Genomic DNA, 18,198 nt, shown 5'->3' on the forward strand with positions numbered 1-18,198 from the left:
GCAGGGAACCAAAGGACCGATTCAACGGCCCGATCACGGTCCTGCCGGAGACCGTCGATGAAGCCCGCCCGTATCATCGTGATCTGCGTCGCCGCCGTGGCCGCCATTGGTCTGGCCCTGGTTGTGCGCGCCATGGGATCGCCCTCGAAGACCCCGACCGCGGTCGCCACGGCCGCCGCCGTACCCGCGCGGCCCATGGCCAAGGTGCTGGTCGCCGCCAAGGACCTCCAGCCCGGACAACGCCTGACCGAGGGCGACCTGGACTGGAAGGACTGGCCCGTGGACGAGGTCAATCCCGCCTTCATCACGGACGGCTCCGTCCCCCTCCCCGCCGCCGAAGCCGTCGCCGAAGCCGCCGCCAAGGAGGACAAGCCCGCCGGCGCCGTCGCTTCGGTGACCCGCGCCGCCACAGATCTGGCCACGGGCGGAGCCAAGGCGGACTATGTCGGCTCTGTCGTGCGCGAACCCATTCTGGCGGGCGAGCCGATCGTCAGCCGCAAGATCGTCCGCGCCGGGGACAGCGGCTACATGGCCGCCTATCTTGAGCCGGGCATGCGCGCCATGGCCATCCGGGTCACCGTCGAGACAGCGGCCGGCGGCTTCATCCTGCCGGGCGACCGGGTCGATGTCCTGCTGACCCGCGAGACCACGCTTGGCAATCTCGGCGCCTCCGACTCGGAGCGGACAAAATTCTCGTCGTCCACGGTGATGCAGAACGTCAAGGTTCTCGCGATCGACCAGTCGACGCGAGCCGGCGACGATGAACAAGCCGTGGTCGGAGCGACTGCGACCCTGGAGCTGGGTCCTCGCGACGCTGAAGCCCTGGCCCTGGCCAAGTCCGAAGGCGAACTGAGCCTGGTCCTGCGCTCCTACGCCGACACCGGCGGTCCGTCGGGACGGGTCGCGGCGGTCGCTCGCCAATCAACCGCTGTCCGCGTCTTCCGCGGTGGCGCGCCGGAAGTGGTGGTGGTCCAATGAAACGCTCGATGACGCGTCTTGCCGCCGTCGCCCTCGCCGGCCTCACCCTCGCCGCCGCGGCTCCGGTCATGCCCGATGTCGCTGCGGCCCAGTCCCGCGCCGCCCTTCCCATGGGCGCCGGCGCGCAACTGATCAATCTGCCGCGCGGCTCGTCCATGGCCATCGACCTGCCGTCGGACGCTCGCGACGTGATCGTGCCGAACCCCGTCGTCGCCGAAGCCATGCTGCATTCGCCGCGCCGCATCACCATCATCGGCCTGCAACCAGGCGAGACCGACGCCGTGGTGCTGGACGCCGCCGGACGCACCATCCTGTCGCTGCGCGTCCGCGTCGACGCCGGCGTCTCGGCGCTGCAGGACACCTTGGGCCGCGTCATGCCGGGATCGCAGGTTCGCGCCGAGGCCGTGAACGACAGCATCATCCTGACCGGGCCGGTCGACAGCCCCGGAGAGGCCGATCGCGCCTCGCAGGTCGCGCGCGCCTTCGTCTCGGCCCCCGAAAAGGTCATCAACATGATGACGATCTCCGGTTCGGATCAGGTGATGGTGAAGGCCCGGGTCATCGAGGTGCAACGCACCGCGATCAAGCAGCTGGGCCTCGACGTCGACGCCGTCCTGAACAGCGTCGGCGACGGCCTGTCCTTCGCACAGGGTGCGACCTTCGCCGTATCGGGCAGCCAGCTGGGCGGCGGCATCATCAACTATCTGGACCAGAGCGGCGACGGCAACAGCCTGGACACCAGCATCCGCGCGTTCGAACGTGCCGGTCTGGTCCGCATCCTGGCGGAACCCAACCTGACTTCCGTCAACGGCGAAAACGCCGAATTCCTGGCTGGGGGCGAGTTTCCCGTTCCCTCCGGCAGGGATGTGGACGCCGCGACGGGACAGGTCACGATCGGGATCGAGTTCAAGCCGTTCGGCGTGCGCCTCGCCTTCCGGCCCATCGTTCTGTCGCAGGGCCGCATCTCGCTGCAGCTCTCGACCGAGGTCTCGGAACTCACCCAGGAAGGGTCGTTCACGCTCGGTGGCACCGCCGACGACGCCCTGGTCATTCCGGCCTTGAAGGTGCGGCGCGCGTCCTCGACGGTCGAACTGCCGTCGGGGGGATCCATGATGATTGCCGGCCTGCTGCGCGAAGACACGCGCCAGAACATCGACCAGCTGCCGGGTATCGGCAACCTGCCCGTGCTGGGGGCGCTGTTCCGGTCCCGCGACTATCTGTCCGGCGAGACCGAACTGGTGATCATCATCGAGGCCTACATCGTCTCCCCGACCTCGCCTGGGCGCCTGCAGACCCCCGCCGACGGCCTGATCATCGCCAATGACGCCCAGACGATACTCTTCGGTCAGCTGGATCAACAATACCGCCCCGTCGGCGGAGCCGCCGCCGGGACCGCCACCGCCTGGACCGGCCCTGTCGGCTATGTGATCGAATGAGGAATCCGGCCATGCGCGCCACCGCTTCCGCGATTTTCGTGCTCGCTCTCGGTCTGGGATCCGCCGGCTGCGCCGTGTCGGTAGGCAGCGATCCACTGGCCCCGATAAACCCCTTGTCGCGGTACTCGCTTCAGGTCGAGCCTGGTCTGGATCGCATCGCTCTCGCGGTCCACGACCAAGGCCTTTCGGCCAACCAGCGCGACGCGATCAGCCAGTTGGCCGCCCGTTACGGCGCGTCCGGATACGGGGCGATCAAGGTCGAGGCCCCGGCAGGCGAAGACCAGGCCGCCGTCCAGCAGGCCTACGCCGTCCGGAGCGCCCTGCAGGCCGCCGGTGTTCCGGGCGAGCGAATCCTGATCGCCGCCTACGCCGCGCCGGACCCGCGAGCGCCGGTTCTGGCGGGCTTCGAGACCATAAGGGCCTCCGTACCCAACTGCGCCCTCACGGCCGGCGATATCGGCCCTCGTTATTCGAACCAGAGCTCGAACGGCTTCGGCTGCTCGGTCAACGCCAATATGGCGGCGCAGATCGCCGATCCCCGCGACATCCTCGGCGCCCGCGCCATGACCCCCGCCGATTCCGGCCGCGCCGCGGTGGTGTTCGATAACTATCGCAAGGGCGAGGTCAGCTCGACGCCGCAGGAACCGTTGGTGAACGGCCAGATTTCACAGGCGGTGGACTAGCGGCATGAACAACGCCTTCGCCCCCCAGCCCTTTGACGAGTTCGATGACGAGTTCGACCTCGACGCAGGCTATCTGACGCCGGAGGCTGCCGCTGCAGGACCGGTTGCCGACGAACCCGCGGCGTTCCCGGGCGACTCCCTTTCGGACCAGCGCCCGCCGCTCCAATTCACGCCGCCGGCCGTGGCCGCGCAGCCTGATACTCCGATGCGGGAAACGGACGCTTCGGTTCCGACCGTGGCCGGCTTCAACCCCGTGGGTGAACTGGTCGCCGGCGCAGCCTCGGCCTTCTCGGCGCCGACATTCAGCAACGGCCACACTGCCGAGGTGTCGGTGCCGCGCATCGCCATTCACGTCTTCGCCGAGCGTCAGGATACCCTGGCCGCCGCCGAACGCGCTGGCCAGGACCGCCGCCTGTCGCGCGCCACCACCCAGATCCGCATCGGCGGCGTCGCCGCCGCCGTCGAGGCCTATCAGCATGAGCCGACCCCGCCGCTGATCGTGGTCGAATGCATGAAGGACCCGCAGACGCTTCTGTGGGAGGTCGACCAGCTGGCCGAGGTCTGCGACGCCGGCACCAAGGTCGTCGTGGTCGGCGCCACCAACGACATCCTGCTGTTCCGCGAGCTGATGCGCCGCGGTGTCAGCGAGTATCTGGTCGCGCCGCTGCAGCCCCTGCAGCTGATCGCCGCGATCGGCGGCCTGTTCGCCGACCCGGCCCAGCCCTTCGTCGGCCGTTCGATCGCCTTCGTCGGCGCGCGCGGCGGCACGGGTTCCAGTTCCGTGGCCCACAACACCGCCTATGCGATGTCCGAGCGGATCGGCGCCAACACCGTCATCGTCGACTACGACCTGCCGTTCGGCACCGCCGGCCTGGACTTCAACCAGGATCCGCTCAGCGGCGTGGCGGACGCGCTCAGCCAGCCCGACCGTCTCGATCCGCTGCTGCTGGACCGGATGATGGTCCGCTGCACGGACAAGCTCAGCCTGTTTGCGGCCCCCGCTACCCTCGACGTCGACTGGGACATCTCGCCGGATGCGTTCGAGGAGGTCACGACCCAGATCCGTTCGACCGCACCCTTCGTGGTACTGGACCTGCCCCACCTGTGGTCGGGCTGGATGCGGCGCACCCTGATCGCGGCCGACGAGGTCGTCATTGTCGCGACGCCGGATCTGGCCTCGCTGCGCAACGCCAAGAATATGATCGACCTGATCAAACAGGGCCGTCCCAATGACGCCCCGCCGCGGCTGGTGCTGAACCAGGTCGGCGTGCCCGGTCGCCCGGAAATCCCGGCCAAGGACTTCGGCGCCGCCTTGGGCGTTCACCCCAGCCTGATCATTCCGTTTGATCCCAAGACCTTCGGCGCGGCTGCCAACAACGGCCAGATGATCCTCGACGCCGGCGCCAAGTCCAAGGCGGCTGAGGCCTTCCAGACCCTGGCCCAGATTGTCTCGCGTCGCGAACTGCCCATGCTGACGGGCCCCAAGCCCAAGGCCGAAAGCAAGTCCATGTTCAGCGGCCTCTTCAAGAAGAAGTCGTAGCGGGTGTTCGGCAAGCGCACAGGTCAGCCCGGGAATGTCGCCACGGCGCCGCGCCCCGCCGCGCCCGCGCCCCAACCCGCGCCCGCCGCGCAGCCGCCCCAGCCCGCTCCGGGGATACAGACCGAAGCCTTCGCCTTCGGCGGCGACCAGACGGTCGATCAGGTCCAGGCCGCAGCCCGCAAGGCCGAGTCCTACGCCGCCAAGCCGGCTTCACCGGCCGCCGACCGGCTCGACGCCCTCGCGATGCGGCCCAGGCCGTCCGACGAGAGCGCTGCGCCCCAGAAGGGCCCCGGCCCCAAGGCGACGCCCGGCTATGAACAGCTGAAGAAGGCGCAGGCCGTCGCCGAGATCGTCCGCGAGCAGTCGGACTACTACCACGCCACCAAGACGACGATCTTCAACGCCCTGATGAACACCATCGATCTGGCCCAGCTGGCCCAGCTCGACACCAAGGCGGCGTCAGAGGAAATCCGCGACATCGTCGCCGAGCTGGTGGCGATCAAGAACGTCTCCATGTCGGTGGCCGAGCAGGAGCATCTGGTCCAGGACATCGTCAACGACGTCCTCGGCTACGGGCCGCTGGAGCCGTTGCTGGCCCGCGACGACATCGCCGACATCATGGTCAACGGCGCCGGCCGGGTCTTCATCGAGGTCGGCGGCAAGGTCCAGCTGACCAACGTCCGCTTCCGCGACAACGCCCAGCTGATGAACATCTGCCAGCGGATCGTGTCCCAGGTCGGCCGCCGCGTGGACGAGAGTTCGCCGATCTGCGACGCCCGCCTGCCCGACGGCAGCCGGGTCAACGTCATCGCCCCGCCGCTGGCCATCGACGGCCCGACGCTGACGATCCGGAAGTTCAAAAAAGACAAGCTGACGATGAAGAATCTGGTGGAGTACGCCTCCATCAGTCCCGAGGGCGCGCGCGTGCTGGGCGTCATCGGCGCGTCGCGATGCAACCTCGTTATCTCGGGCGGCACGGGTTCGGGCAAGACGACCCTGCTGAACACCCTGACGGCCTTCATCGACCCGACCGAGCGCGTCATCACCTGCGAGGACGCGGCCGAACTGCAGCTGCAGCAGCCGCACGTGGTGCGTCTGGAAACCCGCCCGCCCAACCTCGAGGGCCAGGGCATGATCACCATGCGTGATCTGGTGAAGAACTGTCTGCGGATGCGTCCCGAGCGGATCATCGTCGGCGAGGTGCGCGGTCCCGAGGCCTTCGACCTGCTGCAGGCCATGAACACCGGCCACGACGGCTCCATGGGCACCCTGCACGCCAACAGCCCGCGTGAAGCCATCAGCCGGATGGAGTCGATGATCACCATGGGCGGCTACGGCCTGCCCTCGAAGACCATCCGCGAGATGATCGTCGGCTCGGTCGACGTCATCGTCCAGGCCGCGCGTCTGCGCGACGGTTCGCGCCGCATCACCCACATCACCGAGGTGGNACCGAGGTGGTCGGGCTGGAAGGCGACGTCATCGTCACCCAGGACCTGTTCGTCTACGAGATCACCGGCGAGGACGAGAACGGCAAGATCATCGGCCGTCACCGCTCCACCGGCATCGCCCGTCCCCGCTTCTGGGACCGCGCCCGCTACTACGGGCTTGAGCGCGAGCTGGCGGAAGCCCTCGACGCGGCGGAGTAGGCCGGGATGCTTCCGATCCTTGCAGCGGTTCTCGCCTTCATCACCATCGGCGGCCTCGGTTGGGCTTTCGTTGGAGGCGGGGATTCCACCGATGTCGCCCTGAAACGGGCCGAGGGCTTCGGCGGTCCAAAACAGAACAATTCAGCCAAGAAGGCCGCCGCCGCGAACACGCCCGAAGCGCGCCGCAAGCAGATCATGCAGCAGCTCCAGGAGTCGGAGCGCGCCGAACGCAAGGCCCGCATCAGCCTGGCGGCCAAGCTGAAGCAGGCGGGTCTGAACACCAAGGTTTCCACATTCTGGATCATCAGCGCCGTGCTGGGCGTGTTCGGCTTCCTGCTGCCGCTCCTGTTCGGCCTGAACATCTTCATCGCGCTGGGTCTCGGTTTCGCCGTCGCCATGGGTCTGCCCCGCTGGTGGGTGGGCATGCTGGGCAAGCGCCGGCGCAAGAAATTCTCGAGCCATTTCGCCGACGCGGTCGATGTCATCGTGCGCGGCATCAAGTCCGGCCTGCCGGTCCACGACTGTTTCAAGATCATCGCCCGCGAAAGCCCGCAGCCGCTGGGCGCCGAATTCCAGAAACTGGTTGAGGGTCTGGGCGTCGGTCTGACCCTGCAGCAGGCGCTGGACAAGATGTATGAGCGGATGCCGACGCCGGAGCTGAAATTCTTCGCCATCGTCATCGGCATCCAGCAGAAGACCGGCGGCAATCTGGCCGAAGCGCTGTCGAACCTTTCCACGGTGCTGCGGGCCCGCAAGATGATGGGGGAAAAGATCAAGGCCCTGTCATCCGAAGCCACCGCCTCGGCGGGTATCATCGGCTCGCTGCCGCCCGCCGTGATGATCCTCGTCAGCATCACCACCCCGGCCTACATGGCCCGCCTTTTCACCGACCCACGCGGGCAGTTCATGCTGTTCGTGGCCGTGGCGATGATGGGCTTCGGCATCTTCGTGATGAAGAAGATGATCTCGTTCAAGTTCTAGGAACCGCCCGTGATTGAGTTCTTCACCAACCTCCAGAACCTTCTGAGCATGGGCGTGGGCGTGCTGGTGTTCGCGACGATCGTGACGCTGGCGGGCTCCTTCGGCGGCGGGGCGAAGCTCGAGAACCGGATGCAGGCCGTCGCCGTGCGTCGCGAGGAGCTGAAGCGCCGGTCGCGTCAGGCGATCGCTTCCCAGGGCGCCGGCGCGCAGGGACTGCGGCACACCGACGAAGGGTTCAAGAAGCGGGTCGTCGAACGGCTGAACCTCAACAAGCTGCTGGAAGACCCCAAGGTCGCCGAACGGATGGCCCAGGCCGGATATCGCGGGCCCAAGCCGCTGACCACCTTCTACTTCTTCCGCTTCTCCATGCCCTTCGTCTTCCTGGCGATCGCGGCCTTCTACCTGTTCGTCTTCAACGATTTCGGCCTGCCGGTGATGATGCGGGTGACCGCCACCATGCTCGCCGCCGTGATCGGCTTCTATGCGCCCAACATCTTCTTGGCCAACCGCATCTCGAAGCGCCGCACCTCGATCATGCAGGCGTTTCCCGACGCGCTGGACCTGCTGCTCATCTGCGTCGAGGCCGGCATGTCGATCGAGGCGGCGATCCAGAAGGTCAGCCAGGAGATCGGCGGCTCCTCGATCGATCTGGCCGAGGAAATGACCTTGCTGTCGGCCGAGCTCTCCTACCTGCCCGACCGCCGTATGGCCTATGAAGGGCTGGCGAAACGCACGAACCATCCGGGGGTCAAATCGGTCGCCACCGCCATGACCCAGGCCGAGACCTACGGCACGCCGCTGGGGTCGGCCCTGCGCACCATGGCCAAGGAAAACCGCGAGATGCGCCTGTCGGCCGCCGAGAAGAAGGCCGCCGCCCTGCCCGCCAAGCTGACCGTGCCAATGATCCTGTTCTTCCTGCCGGTGCTGTTCATCGTCATCCTGACCCCGGCGATCATCAGCATCCAGGACACGATGGCCGCCGGCGCGGCGGGCGGCTGATCTAGACCGGGAGCGCCCCGCGCTTCACCACCGTTCGCATCGCCACGCTGGACGAAACACGCGTCACCCCCGGGATCCGCGTCAGCTCGTGGGAGTGCACCCGCTCCAGATCGTCGACGTCGCGCACCACCAGCCGCAGCAGATAGTCCGAGCCGCCGGTCATCAGGTAGCATTCCACCACCTCGGGCACGGTGGCGATGGCGGTCTCGAACGCCGTCAGGGAGGCCTCGGCCTGGGACGACAGGGTCACGGTCACGAAGACGCTGATCGGCAGGCCCACGGCCCGCTCGTTGATGATGGCGGCGTAGCGGCTGATGACGCCCTCGGTCTCCAGCGCCCGCAGCCGGCGCAGGCAGGCGCTTTCGGACAGGTTCACGGCCCGGGCCAGATCGGCGTTGGTCATTCGCCCGTCAGTCTGGAGGGCGCGGATCATCTTCCGGTCGGTATCGTCGAGGGTGACGGCGGAAACAGTCTTCATCTGGTATCCTGTTCGCAGATTCTGCGAGTTTACAGCGGTTACCTGCCCAAAAGAACAGGAACCTGCGTCGAAACCGCCGCTAGATTGCCGCCCGAAAAGGGGCGGCCCGAGAACCGCCTGTCTCCATCACAGAGGAAACGGTCATGCGCGTCGGCGTCCCGAAGGAAATCAAGAAGAACGAACACCGCATCGGCCTGACGCCGACGGCGGTTCGCGAATACGTCGCCCACGGCCACACCGTCTCGATCGAGACCGGCGCGGGGCTCGGCGCCGGCTTCACCGACGCAGACTACAAGAAGGCGGGCGCTGTGATCGTCGCCGACGCCAAAACCGTCTTCGCCGACAACGACATGATCGTGAAGGTGAAGGAGCCGCAGAAGGTCGAGTGGGAAATGCTCCGCGAGGGCCAGATCCTGTTCACCTACCTGCACCTGGCGCCCGATCCCGAACAGACCAAGGGTCTGCTGGCGTCGAAATGCGCCGCCGTGGCCTATGAGACCGTGACCAACGCCCAGGGCGGCCTGCCGCTGCTGGCGCCGATGTCGGAAGTCGCCGGCCGGATCGCCGTCTTCTCGGCCGCCGAGACCCTGCTGAAGCACAACGGCGGCATGGGCCTGCTGTTCTGCGGCGTTCCGGGCGTGGCTCCGGCGCGCGTGCTGGTGCTGGGCGGCGGCGTCGTCGGCCTGAACGCGGCCCGCATGGCCATGGGGCTGGGCGCCGAGGTCGTGGTTCTGGAACGCTCGATCCCGCGCATGGCCTATATCGACGAGGTCACCCAGGGCCGCGTCATCACCCGCTATTCGGCCATCGGCGCGATCGAGGAAGAACTGGTCAAGGCCGACGTCATCATCGGCGCCGTGCTGGTTCCGGGCGCCGAGGCGCCCAAGCTGATCAAGCGCGAACACCTGAAGCAGATGAAGCCCGGCTCGGTGCTGGTCGACGTCGCCATCGACCAGGGCGGCTGTTTCGAAACCAGCCACGCCACGACCCACGAGGATCCGACCTACGTCATCGACGGCGTCGTCCACTACTGCGTCGCCAACATGCCCGGCGCCGCCCCGCGCACCTCGTCGGAAGCCCTGAACAACGCCACCCTGCCCTTCGGCCTGGCGCTGGCCAACAAGGGTCTGGACGCGCTGAAGACCAACCCGCACCTGGCGCGGGGCCTGAACGTCCTGAACGGCGAATTGACCTATCCGGCCGTCGCCGAGGCGCTGGACATGCCGTGGAGCGATCCGTTCGGGGTGTGGGCCAAGGCCTGACGATAGTTTCTCCCTCCCCTTCATGGGGAGGGATGTCGGTGCGAAGCGACGACAGGGTGGGGTACGTCTGAAATCCCCCACCCGGTCGCTGCGCGACCGACATCCCTCCCCATGAAGGGGAGGGAGAGACGTCAGCCCCGCCTGTAAATCGCCGCTCTCTTGCGGCATAAGCCCGCGATGAAGTTTCTCGACCAGGCCAAGATCTATATCCGCTCCGGCAACGGCGGCGCGGGCGCTGTCTCGTTCCGGCGCGAAAAATTCATTCCGAACGGCGGACCGGACGGCGGCGACGGGGGCAATGGCGGCAACGTCTGGATCACGGCGGTCGACGGCCTGAACACCCTGATCGACTATCGCTACCAGCAGCATTTCAAGGCCCAGACGGGCGTCCACGGCATGGGCCGGCAGATGCACGGCGCCAAGGGCGAGGACGTCATCCTGAAGGTCCCCGTCGGCACCCAGGTGCTGGACGACGACAAGGAGACGGTGCTGCTGGACATGGACGTGGTCGGCAAGACCGAACTGCTGCTCAAGGGCGGCAACGGCGGCTGGGGCAATGTCCATTTCAAGGGTCCGCAGAACCAGGCGCCCGCCTACGCCAACCCCGGTCAGGAAGGTCAGGAGCGCTGGATCTGGCTGCGGCTGAAGCTGATCGCCGACGTCGGTCTGGCCGGCCTGCCCAACGCCGGCAAGTCGACCTTCCTCGCCGCCGCCAGCGCCGCGCGGCCCAAGATCGCCGACTATCCCTTCACGACCCTCGTCCCCAACCTCGGGGTCGTCGACCTGTCGCCCACCGAGCGGTTCGTCATCGCCGACATTCCCGGCCTTATCGAAGGCGCCTCTGAAGGCGCCGGTCTGGGCACCCGCTTCCTCGGCCACGTCGAGCGGTCGGGCTGCCTGATCCACCTGATCGACGGCACGCAGGACGATATCGCGGGCGCCTGGCGCACCATCCGCAACGAGCTGGAGGCCTATGGCGCCGGTCTGGCCGACAAGGCCGAGGTGCTGGCGCTCAACAAGATCGACGCCCTGACCCCGGAAGCGCGCGAGGAGAAGGCCGCCGAACTGGAGGCCGCCTCGGGCCGCCGGCCCATGCTGGTGTCCGGCGTATCCGGCGAGGGCGTGACAGAACTGCTGCGCGCCGCCTGGACCGAGGTCCGCAAGGACCGCGGCGAGATCGCGCCCGCCGAGGAAGACGAGACGGTCATGGAAACCCCGGGCGGCTGGGCGCCGTAGCCCCGCCCGTCCGGGCGTGTTAGCTCACTGCTGAGCATAAGTCCGCCCCGAGCCCCGCCGCCTTGCCCTTTTTCCACGCCGGTTCCGCGCCGAAAGCCCAGGGGCCCAGACCCGGCGTCCTGCGCGACGGGCTGGATCTTCAACCCGGCATGGCGGTCGGCCTGTTCGGCGGCTCGTTCAATCCGGCGCATGACGGCCACGCCCATGTGGCGGAGACGGCGCTGCGGCGGCTGGGCCTCGACCGCGTCGTCTGGCTGGTGTCGCCGCAAAACCCTTTGAAGGACGCCCGCCACAGCGCGCCGCTGGCCGAGCGCATGGCCTCGGCGCGGACGGCGGCGAAACTGGCGGCGGACGGGCTGGCGATGGTGGTGTCGGACTTCGAGACCCGCGCCGGCACCCAATGGACCATCGACACCCTGCGCGCCCTGACCGCCCGCCACCCCGGCGTGCGCTTTGTCTGGCTGATGGGATCGGACAATCTGGCCGGCTTCCACAAATGGCGCGGCTGGACCGACATCATGCGGATGATGCCGGTTGCGGTGATCGCCCGGCCGGGCAGCCTGCTGGACAGCCGCACCGCTCCGGCCGCCGCCCGCTTCGCCGCAGCGCGGGTCCCGGCCGGCCGCGCGCGCCTGCTGCCGGACCTCGAAGCCCCGGCCTGGACCTACCTGACGGCGCCGCTGAATCCACGCTCTTCAACCGCCTTGCGTGCAGCCCGTGACGCCGCCGCGCATTTATGATAGGCTTCCTCTTTAGTAATCTCCCCGGAGCCCTCCGCTGACCCCCTCGCCCGCGCACGATGCGCAAGACACCGCCGTTTCGAACACGGCGCACGAGATGGACGAATTCGAACCCATCCGCTCCGAAGACGGTCCGCAGGCTCCCCTTCCCGTCGGCTCAACCGCGCTGGAAACGGCGATCCTTGCCCGTCTCGACGACGACAAGGCGCAGGACATCGTCCTCATCGACCTGANGCGGCCCAAGCTGGTCTCGCTGCTGGCGAAGACGGTCCGCAGGCTCCCCTTCCCGTCGGCTCAACCGCGCTGGAAACGGCGATCCTTGCCCGTCTCGACGACGACAAGGCGCAGGACATCGTCCTCATCGACCTGAAGGGCAAAAGCCCGATGGCCGACACCATGATCATCGCCTCCGGGCGGTCGCACCGTCACGTCGGCGCCCTGGCCGACCACCTTCAGCGCGCGCTGAAGGAACAGGGTCTGGGCAAGGTCAAGGTTTCGGGCCTGCCGCACTGCGACTGGGTGCTGCTGGATGCGGGGGACGTCATCGTCCACCTGTTCCGNGCTGAAGGAACAGGGTCTGGGCAAGGTCAAGGTTTCGGGCCTGCCGCACTGCGACTGGGTGCTGCTGGATGCGGGGGACGTCATCGTCCACCTGTTCCGTCCCGAGGTGCGCGCCTTCTACAATATCGAGAAGATCTGGTCGGTCGAGAGCGGCCACCGCATCGACGCCCGCGCCTGATTCCTAACCCATGAAGCTGGCCGTCATCGCCATCGGCAAGCCGGGGCGGGGACCCGAGGCCGTGCTGGCGGCCGACTACGCCGAGCGCGCGACCCTGGCCGGGCGGGCGCTGGGCCTCGGCCCGCTTGAGCTGGTCGATCTGGAGCCGCGCAAGGCCGGCAAGGCGCCCGAGGCCGAGCTGATCCTCAAGGCCGCCGAGGGCGCGCATCTGATCGCCTGCGACGAGCGGGGGAAGACCTTCTCCAGCCGGGCCTTCGCCGACCATATCGCCATGCTGCGCGACCGCGGCGAGCGCCGGCTGGTCTTCGCCATCGGCGGGGCCGACGGGCTGGACGAGAGCGTGCGCGCAGCCGCCGGTTCGACCCTCGCGTTCGGGCCCCAGACCTGGCCGCACGCCCTGGCGCGGGCGATGCTGGCGGAACAGCTGTATCGCGCCGTGACCATCCTGGCCGGATCACCCTATCATCGCGACTGATGCGTCCGCTGATCCTGATCCTCTGTCTGAGTCTGACCGCCCTGCCGGTCGGCGCGACGCCGACCACGGACGTGGGACGGCTTCAGGCCGAGTTCCGTGACGAACAGGCCCGCGCCCGCCGCCTGCGCGCCGAGGCGAACGAGGCGGCGGCCGAACTGGCTGCGCTGGAGCGGTCTCTGGGCCAGCTCCGCACCTCGGTCGGGGAGGACGACCGGCTGATCCTCGCCCAGCGCGCCCGCCTGCGCGAACTGGGCGCGCGCGAAGCGGCGCTGGTCGCCCAGCTGTCGCAGGCCCGCGGCCGTCAGGGTCGGCTGCTGTCAGCGCTGCAGATGATGAGCCGCCGCCCGCCGCCGCCGCTGCTGGTTCCGGCTGACAAGGCGGTCGACACCGTGCGCGCCTCCATCCTGATCCGCGCCATGGCGCCGGCGCTGCAGGCCCGGGCGCAGGGGCTGGCCGACCGGCAGGACGAGATCAACCGCGTCCGCCGCATCGCCGCCCTGAACAGCGAACAGCTGTTCACCACCGAAAGCGCGCGCGGCGACCGCCGGGCGCAGATGGAAGCCCTGACTTCGCGCAAGACCGCGCTTCAGGCCGTGCTTCGCGCCGAGGCCGAGACGGCGGAACGGGCGACGCGCGCGCTGGAAGCCCGGCTGAAATCGCTGGGCGCCGCCGTACCCGTCGCGGACGCCGAGGCCCAGCCCGCCGCCGCCCGCCTGCCTGCGGGACGCAGCAGCCTGACGCCGCCGATCGACGGCGCCCCCTCACAGCGTTTCGGCGGCGGCTCCACGGGCTGGCGCTGGCGTGCGGACAACGCCGAGGCGCGGGCTCCCGCATCGGGTCGGGTGGCCTTCGCCGGTCCGTTGAGCGGCTGGGGACAGGTCGTGATCATCGACCTCGGGCCCGGTTGGCGCGCCGTGGTGTCGGGACTGGACGAGGCCGCTGTGCAGACAGGCGACCGGGTCGCCGACGGCCAGGTTCTGGGCCGTTCGGGGGCGGACGGAGAGATCGCCTTCGAACTGCGCCGCGACGAACGCCCGATCGATCCGGCGCCGTGGTTGCGCTAGGCGCGAAACCGCTTCCCAAGCCGTGATGACGCTGTTTTTATCCGCGAACCGCCGATCGGCCACGTTTTCGTCGCCGGCGGGTCCGTATCTATCGAAGACGCCGCGCATGCGGCCGCCGCCCGACCGAAAGAAACCCGATGCGTAAACTGCTTCTGATTGGCGCCGCCGCCGTTGCCATGGTGGGCGTGGGCGCCGCCACCGCGGCCGGCCAGACGCCGCGCAATGAAGCCTTCCGCATGCTGGGGCTGTTCGGCGACGTGCTGGGCATTGTCGAACAGGCCTATGTCGTGCCGGTCGACGACAAGAAGCTGATCGAGGCGGCGCTGCAGGGCATGATGACCGCCCTGGATCCCCACTCCAACTATCTGCCGCCCGACGGCTACGGCGANGAGGCGGCGCTGCAGGGCATGATGACCGCCCTGGATCCCCACTCCAACTATCTGCCGCCCGACGGCTACGGCGACCTGCAGGAGCGCACCTCGGGGGCGTACTCCGGCGTCGGCCTGACCATCCAGTCCGAGGCCGGGCTGGTGAAGGTCATCTCCCCCATGGACGGCGGCCCGGCCGCCCGCGCGGGCGTCAACGCCGGCGACGTCATCTCCTCCATCGACGGCCAGAACGCCTCGGGGCTGACGGTCAGCCAGGTGTCCGAGAAACTGCGCGGCGCCGTCGGCACCTCGGTCAAGGTCACCTTCCTGCGCGACGGGGAGGAGCCGAAAGAAGTCGTCCTGACCCGCGAGGTCATCAAGATCGAATCCGTCACCGGCCGGGTCGAGGGCGACTTCGGCTATCTGCGCGTCTCCACTTTCAACGAAAACACCGGCCGCGAGCTCAGCGAGACGATCGCCAGGCTCAAGGCCGAGAACCCCGCCATCAAGGGCTATGTCCTCGACCTGCGCAACAACGGCGGCGGCCTGCTGGACGCGGCCATCGCCGTATCCGACGCCTTCCTCGAGCGCGGCGAGATCGTCAGCCAGCGCGGGCGCAAGGCCGACCAGATCCAGCGTTATGCGGCCCGTCCGGGCGACCAGACCGGCGGCCTGCCGGTCGTGGTGCTGATCAACTACGGCTCGGCCTCGGCCTCGGAGATCGTGGCCGGCGCCCTGAAGGACCATCAGCGCGCCACGCTGGTCGGCCTGACCAGCTTCGGCAAGGGTTCGGTCCAGACCGTCATCCCGCTGCGCGGCGGTCAGGACGGCGCCCTGTCGATCACGACGGCGCGCTACTACACGCCGTCCGGCGCCTCGATCCAGAAGATCGGCATCGAGCCGGATCTGGAGGTGTCCCGTTCCGCCGCCGAGGCGCGGATCGTGTCGCGGTCGAACTTCATCTATTCCGAGGCCGCCTACGCCACCGCCCTGGACTCCTCGATCGGGGCCGAGCGCAAGGGCCCGCACACGCCCCGCGAGGCGCCCGGCGAAAGCTACGACGCGGAGAAGGACTACCAGCTGGAGCGGGCCTTCGACGTGCTGCGCGCCGGCGGGAATCTGGCCCAGCTGGCCGCAGCGCCGGAAGGCATCGTCGTCTCCGAACCGGGCGCGACCCTGGCGGCGGTCGAGCCGGAGCCCGCGCCGGAAAACTGAGGCGGCGCGGGCGTCGCCATGCCTAACGGGCGTTAGGCTTTCTTAACCGACGCCCGCCACTGTGGCGCCTGAAGGAGTCCGCTCCGCGGACCCCCGTATCAAGCGTCCAGTCTGCCCATGTTCGCCAAGCGCCAGTCCGTTCTAGCCGCCACCGCCGGGATTCCCCCGGTGCGCCGCTCGATGCGCGAAAACCTCGCGCCCGTGATCCGTTTCCTCAGCAAGCCGCCGGTCGCCGTGGCCGGGGCCGGTCTGATGCTGATGGGCGCCGCCGCCCTGTTCATCACCGTGCTGGGCGACCCCCGCGCCGGGGCCCCCTCGGCCCGCGCGGCGCTGAAGCGCGAAGCGCCCGCCGCCGCCCCCGTCCCGACCGGTCTGGAAGCCTTCTCCATGGGCGCCTATGGCTCGTGGCAGGACGTGGCGGCCGAAGGCGCCGTGATCGATCCCGCCCTCGCCGGCGAGGCCGTCATCACCCTGCCGAACGGCGCCACCGTTTCAGGCAACGGCGCCCCCGTCACCGCACCGCGCGTCGCGGCCTCGCCGCTTCCCGCCGCCCCCATCGCCGGGCTGAGCCAGCCCGGTCCGAACGGCCCCCTGCCGACCATCGCCAGCGACGGCCGCGTGCCGGCCCAGGCCTATGCCCGCCCGTTCCGCTCGAACGGCCGGCCGCGCGTCGCCCTGATCGTCGGCGGTCTGGGCCTGAACGCCGTCACCACCCGCGCCGCCATCGAACGCCTGCCCGCCGAGGTGACGCTGAGCTTCGTCCCCTATGCCGAGGGCCTGCAGACCTGGATCGACCTGGCCCGGGCCCAGGGCCATGAGGTCATGCTGGAAATGCCGATGGAGCCCACCGGCTATCCCGACAACGACCCCGGCCCCTACACCCTGCTGTCCTCGGGCTCGCCGGCCGACCTGCAGTCGAAGATGAACTGGCTGCTGGGCCGGGCCACCGGCTATTTCGGCGTGACCAACTATATGGGCGACCGGTTCGCGACCTCGGACGCGGGCATGAACGCCTTCCTCGGCATCCTGCGCCAGCGCGGCGTCGCCTTCCTCGACGACGGCTCGATGAGCCGCCGGCCGGGCGCCTGGGCCCGCGCCAGCGCCAACCGCGTCATCGACGAGCAACAGACCCCCGCCGCCATCGTGGGCCAGCTGAACGCGCTGGAAGCCCTCGCCAAGGGCCGCGGACAGGCCATGGGTACGGGCTTCAGCTATCCGGTGACGGTCGAGGCCGTGGCGCGCTGGACCTCGGAACTCGAAGCCCGTGGGCTGCAACTCGCCCCCGCGAGCGCGATGACCCAACGCCCGGGACGGTAGCGCGACCGCATCCTTGCTTGCTAAGGCGGGCGGATGACGTTCCCTGACCTCTCCCGCTACCGCCCCAACGTCGGCGTCGTGCTGTTCCATCCGGACGGCCGGGTCTGGTACGGGCGGCGCGCCGGGACAGAGGGTCCGCATAACTGGCAGTTCCCCCAGGGCGGCGTCGACGACGGCGAGGATCTGGAGACCGCCGCCCGCCGCGAGCTGGGCGAAGAGACCGGCGTCACCTCCGCCGAATTGATCGCCTCGACCGAGGACTGGATCGTCTACGACTTCCCGGAAGGCTACGGCGGGACCAAGGCCGCGCGCGGATGGGCCGGGCAGAAGCAGCGCTGGTTCGCCTTCCGCTTCACCGGCGAGGAGTCCGAGATCGATCTGGAAGCCCATGGCGACATCGAGTTCGACGCCTGGCGCTGGGGCGCCCTGTCGGAAGCGCCCGATCTGATCGTGCCGTTCAAGCGCAACGTCTATGAGCAGGTTGTGGCCGTGTTCACGCCGCTGGTGGTCTAGGCCGCCGCGCAGCCCCGAGGCTTCAGCACCCGCGTCGTCGAGGCGGGATATTTCGTCATCAGATGCGCTGGCCGGATCGGGCGCGCCACGAAGCCGCCGCCGCAGTTGGGACAGACGCCCTTGAGCACCCCGTCCACACAGGCGGCGCAGAAGGTGCATTCGAAGGTGCAGATGCGGGCGTCGGCGCTGTCGGACGGCAGGTCGCGATCGCAGCACTCGCAGTTGGGACGCAGTTCCAGCATGGCAGCCTCCGGATCAGGCCGCGAAGATTATGGCAGCTTTCGCGGGATACCCAGCGCCAGCCGGACCAGACCGGCGGCCGACACCAGCGCCCAGGACCCCTCCATCAGCACAGCCGACAGGTTGAAGTCGAAATACAGCGACAGCAGGATCAGCAGGGCGCCGGTCAGATTGAGCAGCAGGGCAGGCGCCTTTGCCGGGTCCAGCCGGCTTGTCATCGTCGCCCCGGCATAGGCCGCGAGGATCAGAAGGACGCCGAAGACGCCGAGCATGTCAGGAAGGGTCATG

General features: G+C 68.7%; 18 protein-coding genes and 3 pseudogenes. 18 read left to right on the top strand and 3 right to left on the bottom strand.

From position 1 onward, the window contains the following. Nucleotides 1-57 precede the first annotated feature (57 nt). The 8 genes and pseudogenes from cpaB to ASD25_RS07935 all read left to right on the top strand — a co-directional run bounded on the left by cpaB (nt 58) and on the right by ASD25_RS07935 (nt 8,263). On the top strand, nt 58-978 hold the full coding sequence (gene cpaB, locus ASD25_RS07905) for a Flp pilus assembly protein CpaB (protein ID WP_056615974.1): 921 nt from the start codon (nt 58-60) through the stop codon (nt 976-978). A gap of 8 nt (nt 979-986) precedes the next feature. Next, nucleotides 987-2,414, top strand: coding sequence for a type II and III secretion system protein family protein (locus ASD25_RS07910; RefSeq protein WP_235562658.1), 1,428 nt, complete (start codon nt 987-989; stop codon nt 2,412-2,414). An 11-nt stretch (nt 2,415-2,425) separates the two neighbouring features. Then, nucleotides 2,426-3,097, top strand: a complete 672-nt coding sequence (locus tag ASD25_RS07915) for a CpaD family pilus assembly protein (protein WP_056615980.1) — start codon at nt 2,426-2,428, stop codon at nt 3,095-3,097. Between the two features lie 4 nt (nt 3,098-3,101). Then, nucleotides 3,102-4,637 carry a CpaE family protein gene (locus ASD25_RS07920; RefSeq protein ID WP_056615983.1) on the top strand — a complete coding sequence of 512 codons (1,536 nt, stop codon included), beginning with the start codon at nt 3,102-3,104 and terminating at the stop codon, nt 4,635-4,637. 3 nt (nt 4,638-4,640) lie between these two features. Then, nucleotides 4,641-6,084: CpaF family protein (locus tag ASD25_RS07925; RefSeq protein WP_235562660.1), on the top strand; the 1,444-nt coding region annotated here is incomplete at its 3' end. Nucleotide 6,085: 1 nt separating this feature from the next. Continuing rightward, nucleotides 6,086-6,283: pseudogene (locus ASD25_RS31780) on the top strand (CpaF family protein); the annotation flags it as partial. Between the two features lie 6 nt (nt 6,284-6,289). Then, nucleotides 6,290-7,264, top strand: coding sequence for a type II secretion system F family protein (locus tag ASD25_RS07930; RefSeq protein WP_056615985.1), 975 nt, complete (start codon nt 6,290-6,292; stop codon nt 7,262-7,264). Nucleotides 7,265-7,273: 9 nt separating this feature from the next. Continuing rightward, nucleotides 7,274-8,263 (top strand): type II secretion system F family protein, encoded by a 990-nt coding sequence (locus ASD25_RS07935; protein WP_235562661.1) that lies wholly within the window; start codon nt 7,274-7,276, stop codon nt 8,261-8,263. A gap of 1 nt (nt 8,264) precedes the next feature. On the opposite strand, the gene ASD25_RS07940 is transcribed toward ASD25_RS07935, so the two are convergent. After that, nucleotides 8,265-8,741, bottom strand: coding sequence for an Lrp/AsnC family transcriptional regulator (locus ASD25_RS07940; RefSeq protein ID WP_056615988.1), 477 nt, complete (start codon nt 8,739-8,741; stop codon nt 8,265-8,267). A gap of 143 nt (nt 8,742-8,884) precedes the next feature. Here ASD25_RS07940 and ald point away from each other — a divergent pair, with 143 nt between their 5' ends. The 10 genes and pseudogenes from ald (at nt 8,885) to ASD25_RS07990 (ending at nt 17,670) form a co-directional block, all read left to right on the top strand. Next, nucleotides 8,885-10,003: an alanine dehydrogenase gene (gene ald / locus ASD25_RS07945; protein ID WP_056615989.1), complete on the top strand. Its 1,119-nt coding sequence runs from the start codon at nt 8,885-8,887 to the stop codon at nt 10,001-10,003. A 177-nt stretch (nt 10,004-10,180) separates the two neighbouring features. Then, nucleotides 10,181-11,239, top strand: a complete 1,059-nt coding sequence (gene obgE, locus ASD25_RS07950) for a GTPase ObgE (protein WP_056615992.1) — start codon at nt 10,181-10,183, stop codon at nt 11,237-11,239. Nucleotides 11,240-11,301: 62 nt separating this feature from the next. Then, nucleotides 11,302-11,979, top strand: a complete 678-nt coding sequence (locus ASD25_RS07955; RefSeq protein WP_056615995.1) for a nicotinate-nucleotide adenylyltransferase — start codon at nt 11,302-11,304, stop codon at nt 11,977-11,979. Nucleotides 11,980-12,213: 234 nt separating this feature from the next. After that, nucleotides 12,214-12,539 (top strand): annotated as a pseudogene (gene rsfS, locus ASD25_RS31785) (ribosome silencing factor); the annotation flags it as partial. A 41-nt stretch (nt 12,540-12,580) separates the two neighbouring features. Next, nucleotides 12,581-12,718, top strand: coding sequence for an RsfS/YbeB/iojap family protein (locus tag ASD25_RS31790; protein ID WP_369816564.1), 138 nt, complete (start codon nt 12,581-12,583; stop codon nt 12,716-12,718). Nucleotides 12,719-12,728: 10 nt separating this feature from the next. Beyond that, nucleotides 12,729-13,193, top strand: coding sequence for a 23S rRNA (pseudouridine(1915)-N(3))-methyltransferase RlmH (gene rlmH / locus ASD25_RS07970; RefSeq protein ID WP_056616002.1), 465 nt, complete (start codon nt 12,729-12,731; stop codon nt 13,191-13,193). Then, nucleotides 13,193-14,257, top strand: a complete 1,065-nt coding sequence (locus ASD25_RS07975) for a murein hydrolase activator EnvC (RefSeq protein WP_082572274.1) — start codon at nt 13,193-13,195, stop codon at nt 14,255-14,257. The genes rlmH and ASD25_RS07975 overlap by 1 nt, the downstream gene beginning before the upstream one ends. A gap of 389 nt (nt 14,258-14,646) precedes the next feature. After that, nucleotides 14,647-15,840: pseudogene (locus ASD25_RS07980) on the top strand (S41 family peptidase); the annotation flags it as partial. Between the two features lie 117 nt (nt 15,841-15,957). Continuing rightward, complete coding sequence (locus tag ASD25_RS07985; protein ID WP_056616014.1) at nt 15,958-17,157, top strand: divergent polysaccharide deacetylase family protein; 1,200 nt, start codon at nt 15,958-15,960, stop codon at nt 17,155-17,157. Between the two features lie 33 nt (nt 17,158-17,190). Continuing rightward, a complete protein-coding gene (locus tag ASD25_RS07990) occupies nt 17,191-17,670 on the top strand; it encodes an RNA pyrophosphohydrolase (protein WP_056616017.1) in 480 nt (159 codons plus the stop codon). Here the strand turns inward: ASD25_RS07990 and ASD25_RS07995 are convergent. Both ASD25_RS07995 and ASD25_RS08000 read right to left on the bottom strand, forming a co-directional pair. Next, nucleotides 17,667-17,912 carry a DUF1272 domain-containing protein gene (locus ASD25_RS07995; RefSeq protein ID WP_056616020.1) on the bottom strand — a complete coding sequence of 82 codons (246 nt, stop codon included), beginning with the start codon at nt 17,910-17,912 and terminating at the stop codon, nt 17,667-17,669. The two genes, ASD25_RS07990 and ASD25_RS07995, sit on opposite strands and share 4 nt — an antisense overlap. 27 nt (nt 17,913-17,939) lie before the next feature. Beyond that, nucleotides 17,940-18,197: a hypothetical protein gene (locus ASD25_RS08000; RefSeq protein WP_056616023.1), complete on the bottom strand. Its 258-nt coding sequence runs from the start codon at nt 18,195-18,197 to the stop codon at nt 17,940-17,942. Between the last annotated feature and the right edge of the window lies 1 nt (nt 18,198).

Source organism: Brevundimonas sp. Root1423 (assembly GCF_001426805.1).

Bases quoted from the DNA above. Each gene is read 5' to 3' on its own strand.
- cpaB (WP_056615974.1), top strand. From the start codon at position 58: ATGAAGCCCGCCCGTATCATCGTGATCTGCGTCGCCGCCGTGGCCGCC.
- ASD25_RS07910 (WP_235562658.1), top strand. From the start codon at position 987: ATGACGCGTCTTGCCGCCGTCGCCCTCGCCGGCCTCACCCTCGCCGCC.
- ASD25_RS07915 (WP_056615980.1), top strand. From the start codon at position 2,426: ATGCGCGCCACCGCTTCCGCGATTTTCGTGCTCGCTCTCGGTCTGGGA.
- ASD25_RS07920 (WP_056615983.1), top strand. From the start codon at position 3,102: ATGAACAACGCCTTCGCCCCCCAGCCCTTTGACGAGTTCGATGACGAG.
- ASD25_RS07930 (WP_056615985.1), top strand. From the start codon at position 6,290: ATGCTTCCGATCCTTGCAGCGGTTCTCGCCTTCATCACCATCGGCGGC.
- ASD25_RS07940 (WP_056615988.1), bottom strand. From the start codon at position 8,741: ATGAAGACTGTTTCCGCCGTCACCCTCGACGATACCGACCGGAAGATG.
- ald (WP_056615989.1), top strand. From the start codon at position 8,885: ATGCGCGTCGGCGTCCCGAAGGAAATCAAGAAGAACGAACACCGCATC.
- obgE (WP_056615992.1), top strand. From the start codon at position 10,181: ATGAAGTTTCTCGACCAGGCCAAGATCTATATCCGCTCCGGCAACGGC.
- rlmH (WP_056616002.1), top strand. From the start codon at position 12,729: ATGAAGCTGGCCGTCATCGCCATCGGCAAGCCGGGGCGGGGACCCGAG.
- ASD25_RS07975 (WP_082572274.1), top strand. From the start codon at position 13,193: ATGCGTCCGCTGATCCTGATCCTCTGTCTGAGTCTGACCGCCCTGCCG.
- ASD25_RS07985 (WP_056616014.1), top strand. From the start codon at position 15,958: ATGTTCGCCAAGCGCCAGTCCGTTCTAGCCGCCACCGCCGGGATTCCC.
- ASD25_RS07990 (WP_056616017.1), top strand. From the start codon at position 17,191: ATGACGTTCCCTGACCTCTCCCGCTACCGCCCCAACGTCGGCGTCGTG.
- ASD25_RS07995 (WP_056616020.1), bottom strand. From the start codon at position 17,912: ATGCTGGAACTGCGTCCCAACTGCGAGTGCTGCGATCGCGACCTGCCG.
- ASD25_RS08000 (WP_056616023.1), bottom strand. From the start codon at position 18,197: ATGACCCTTCCTGACATGCTCGGCGTCTTCGGCGTCCTTCTGATCCTC.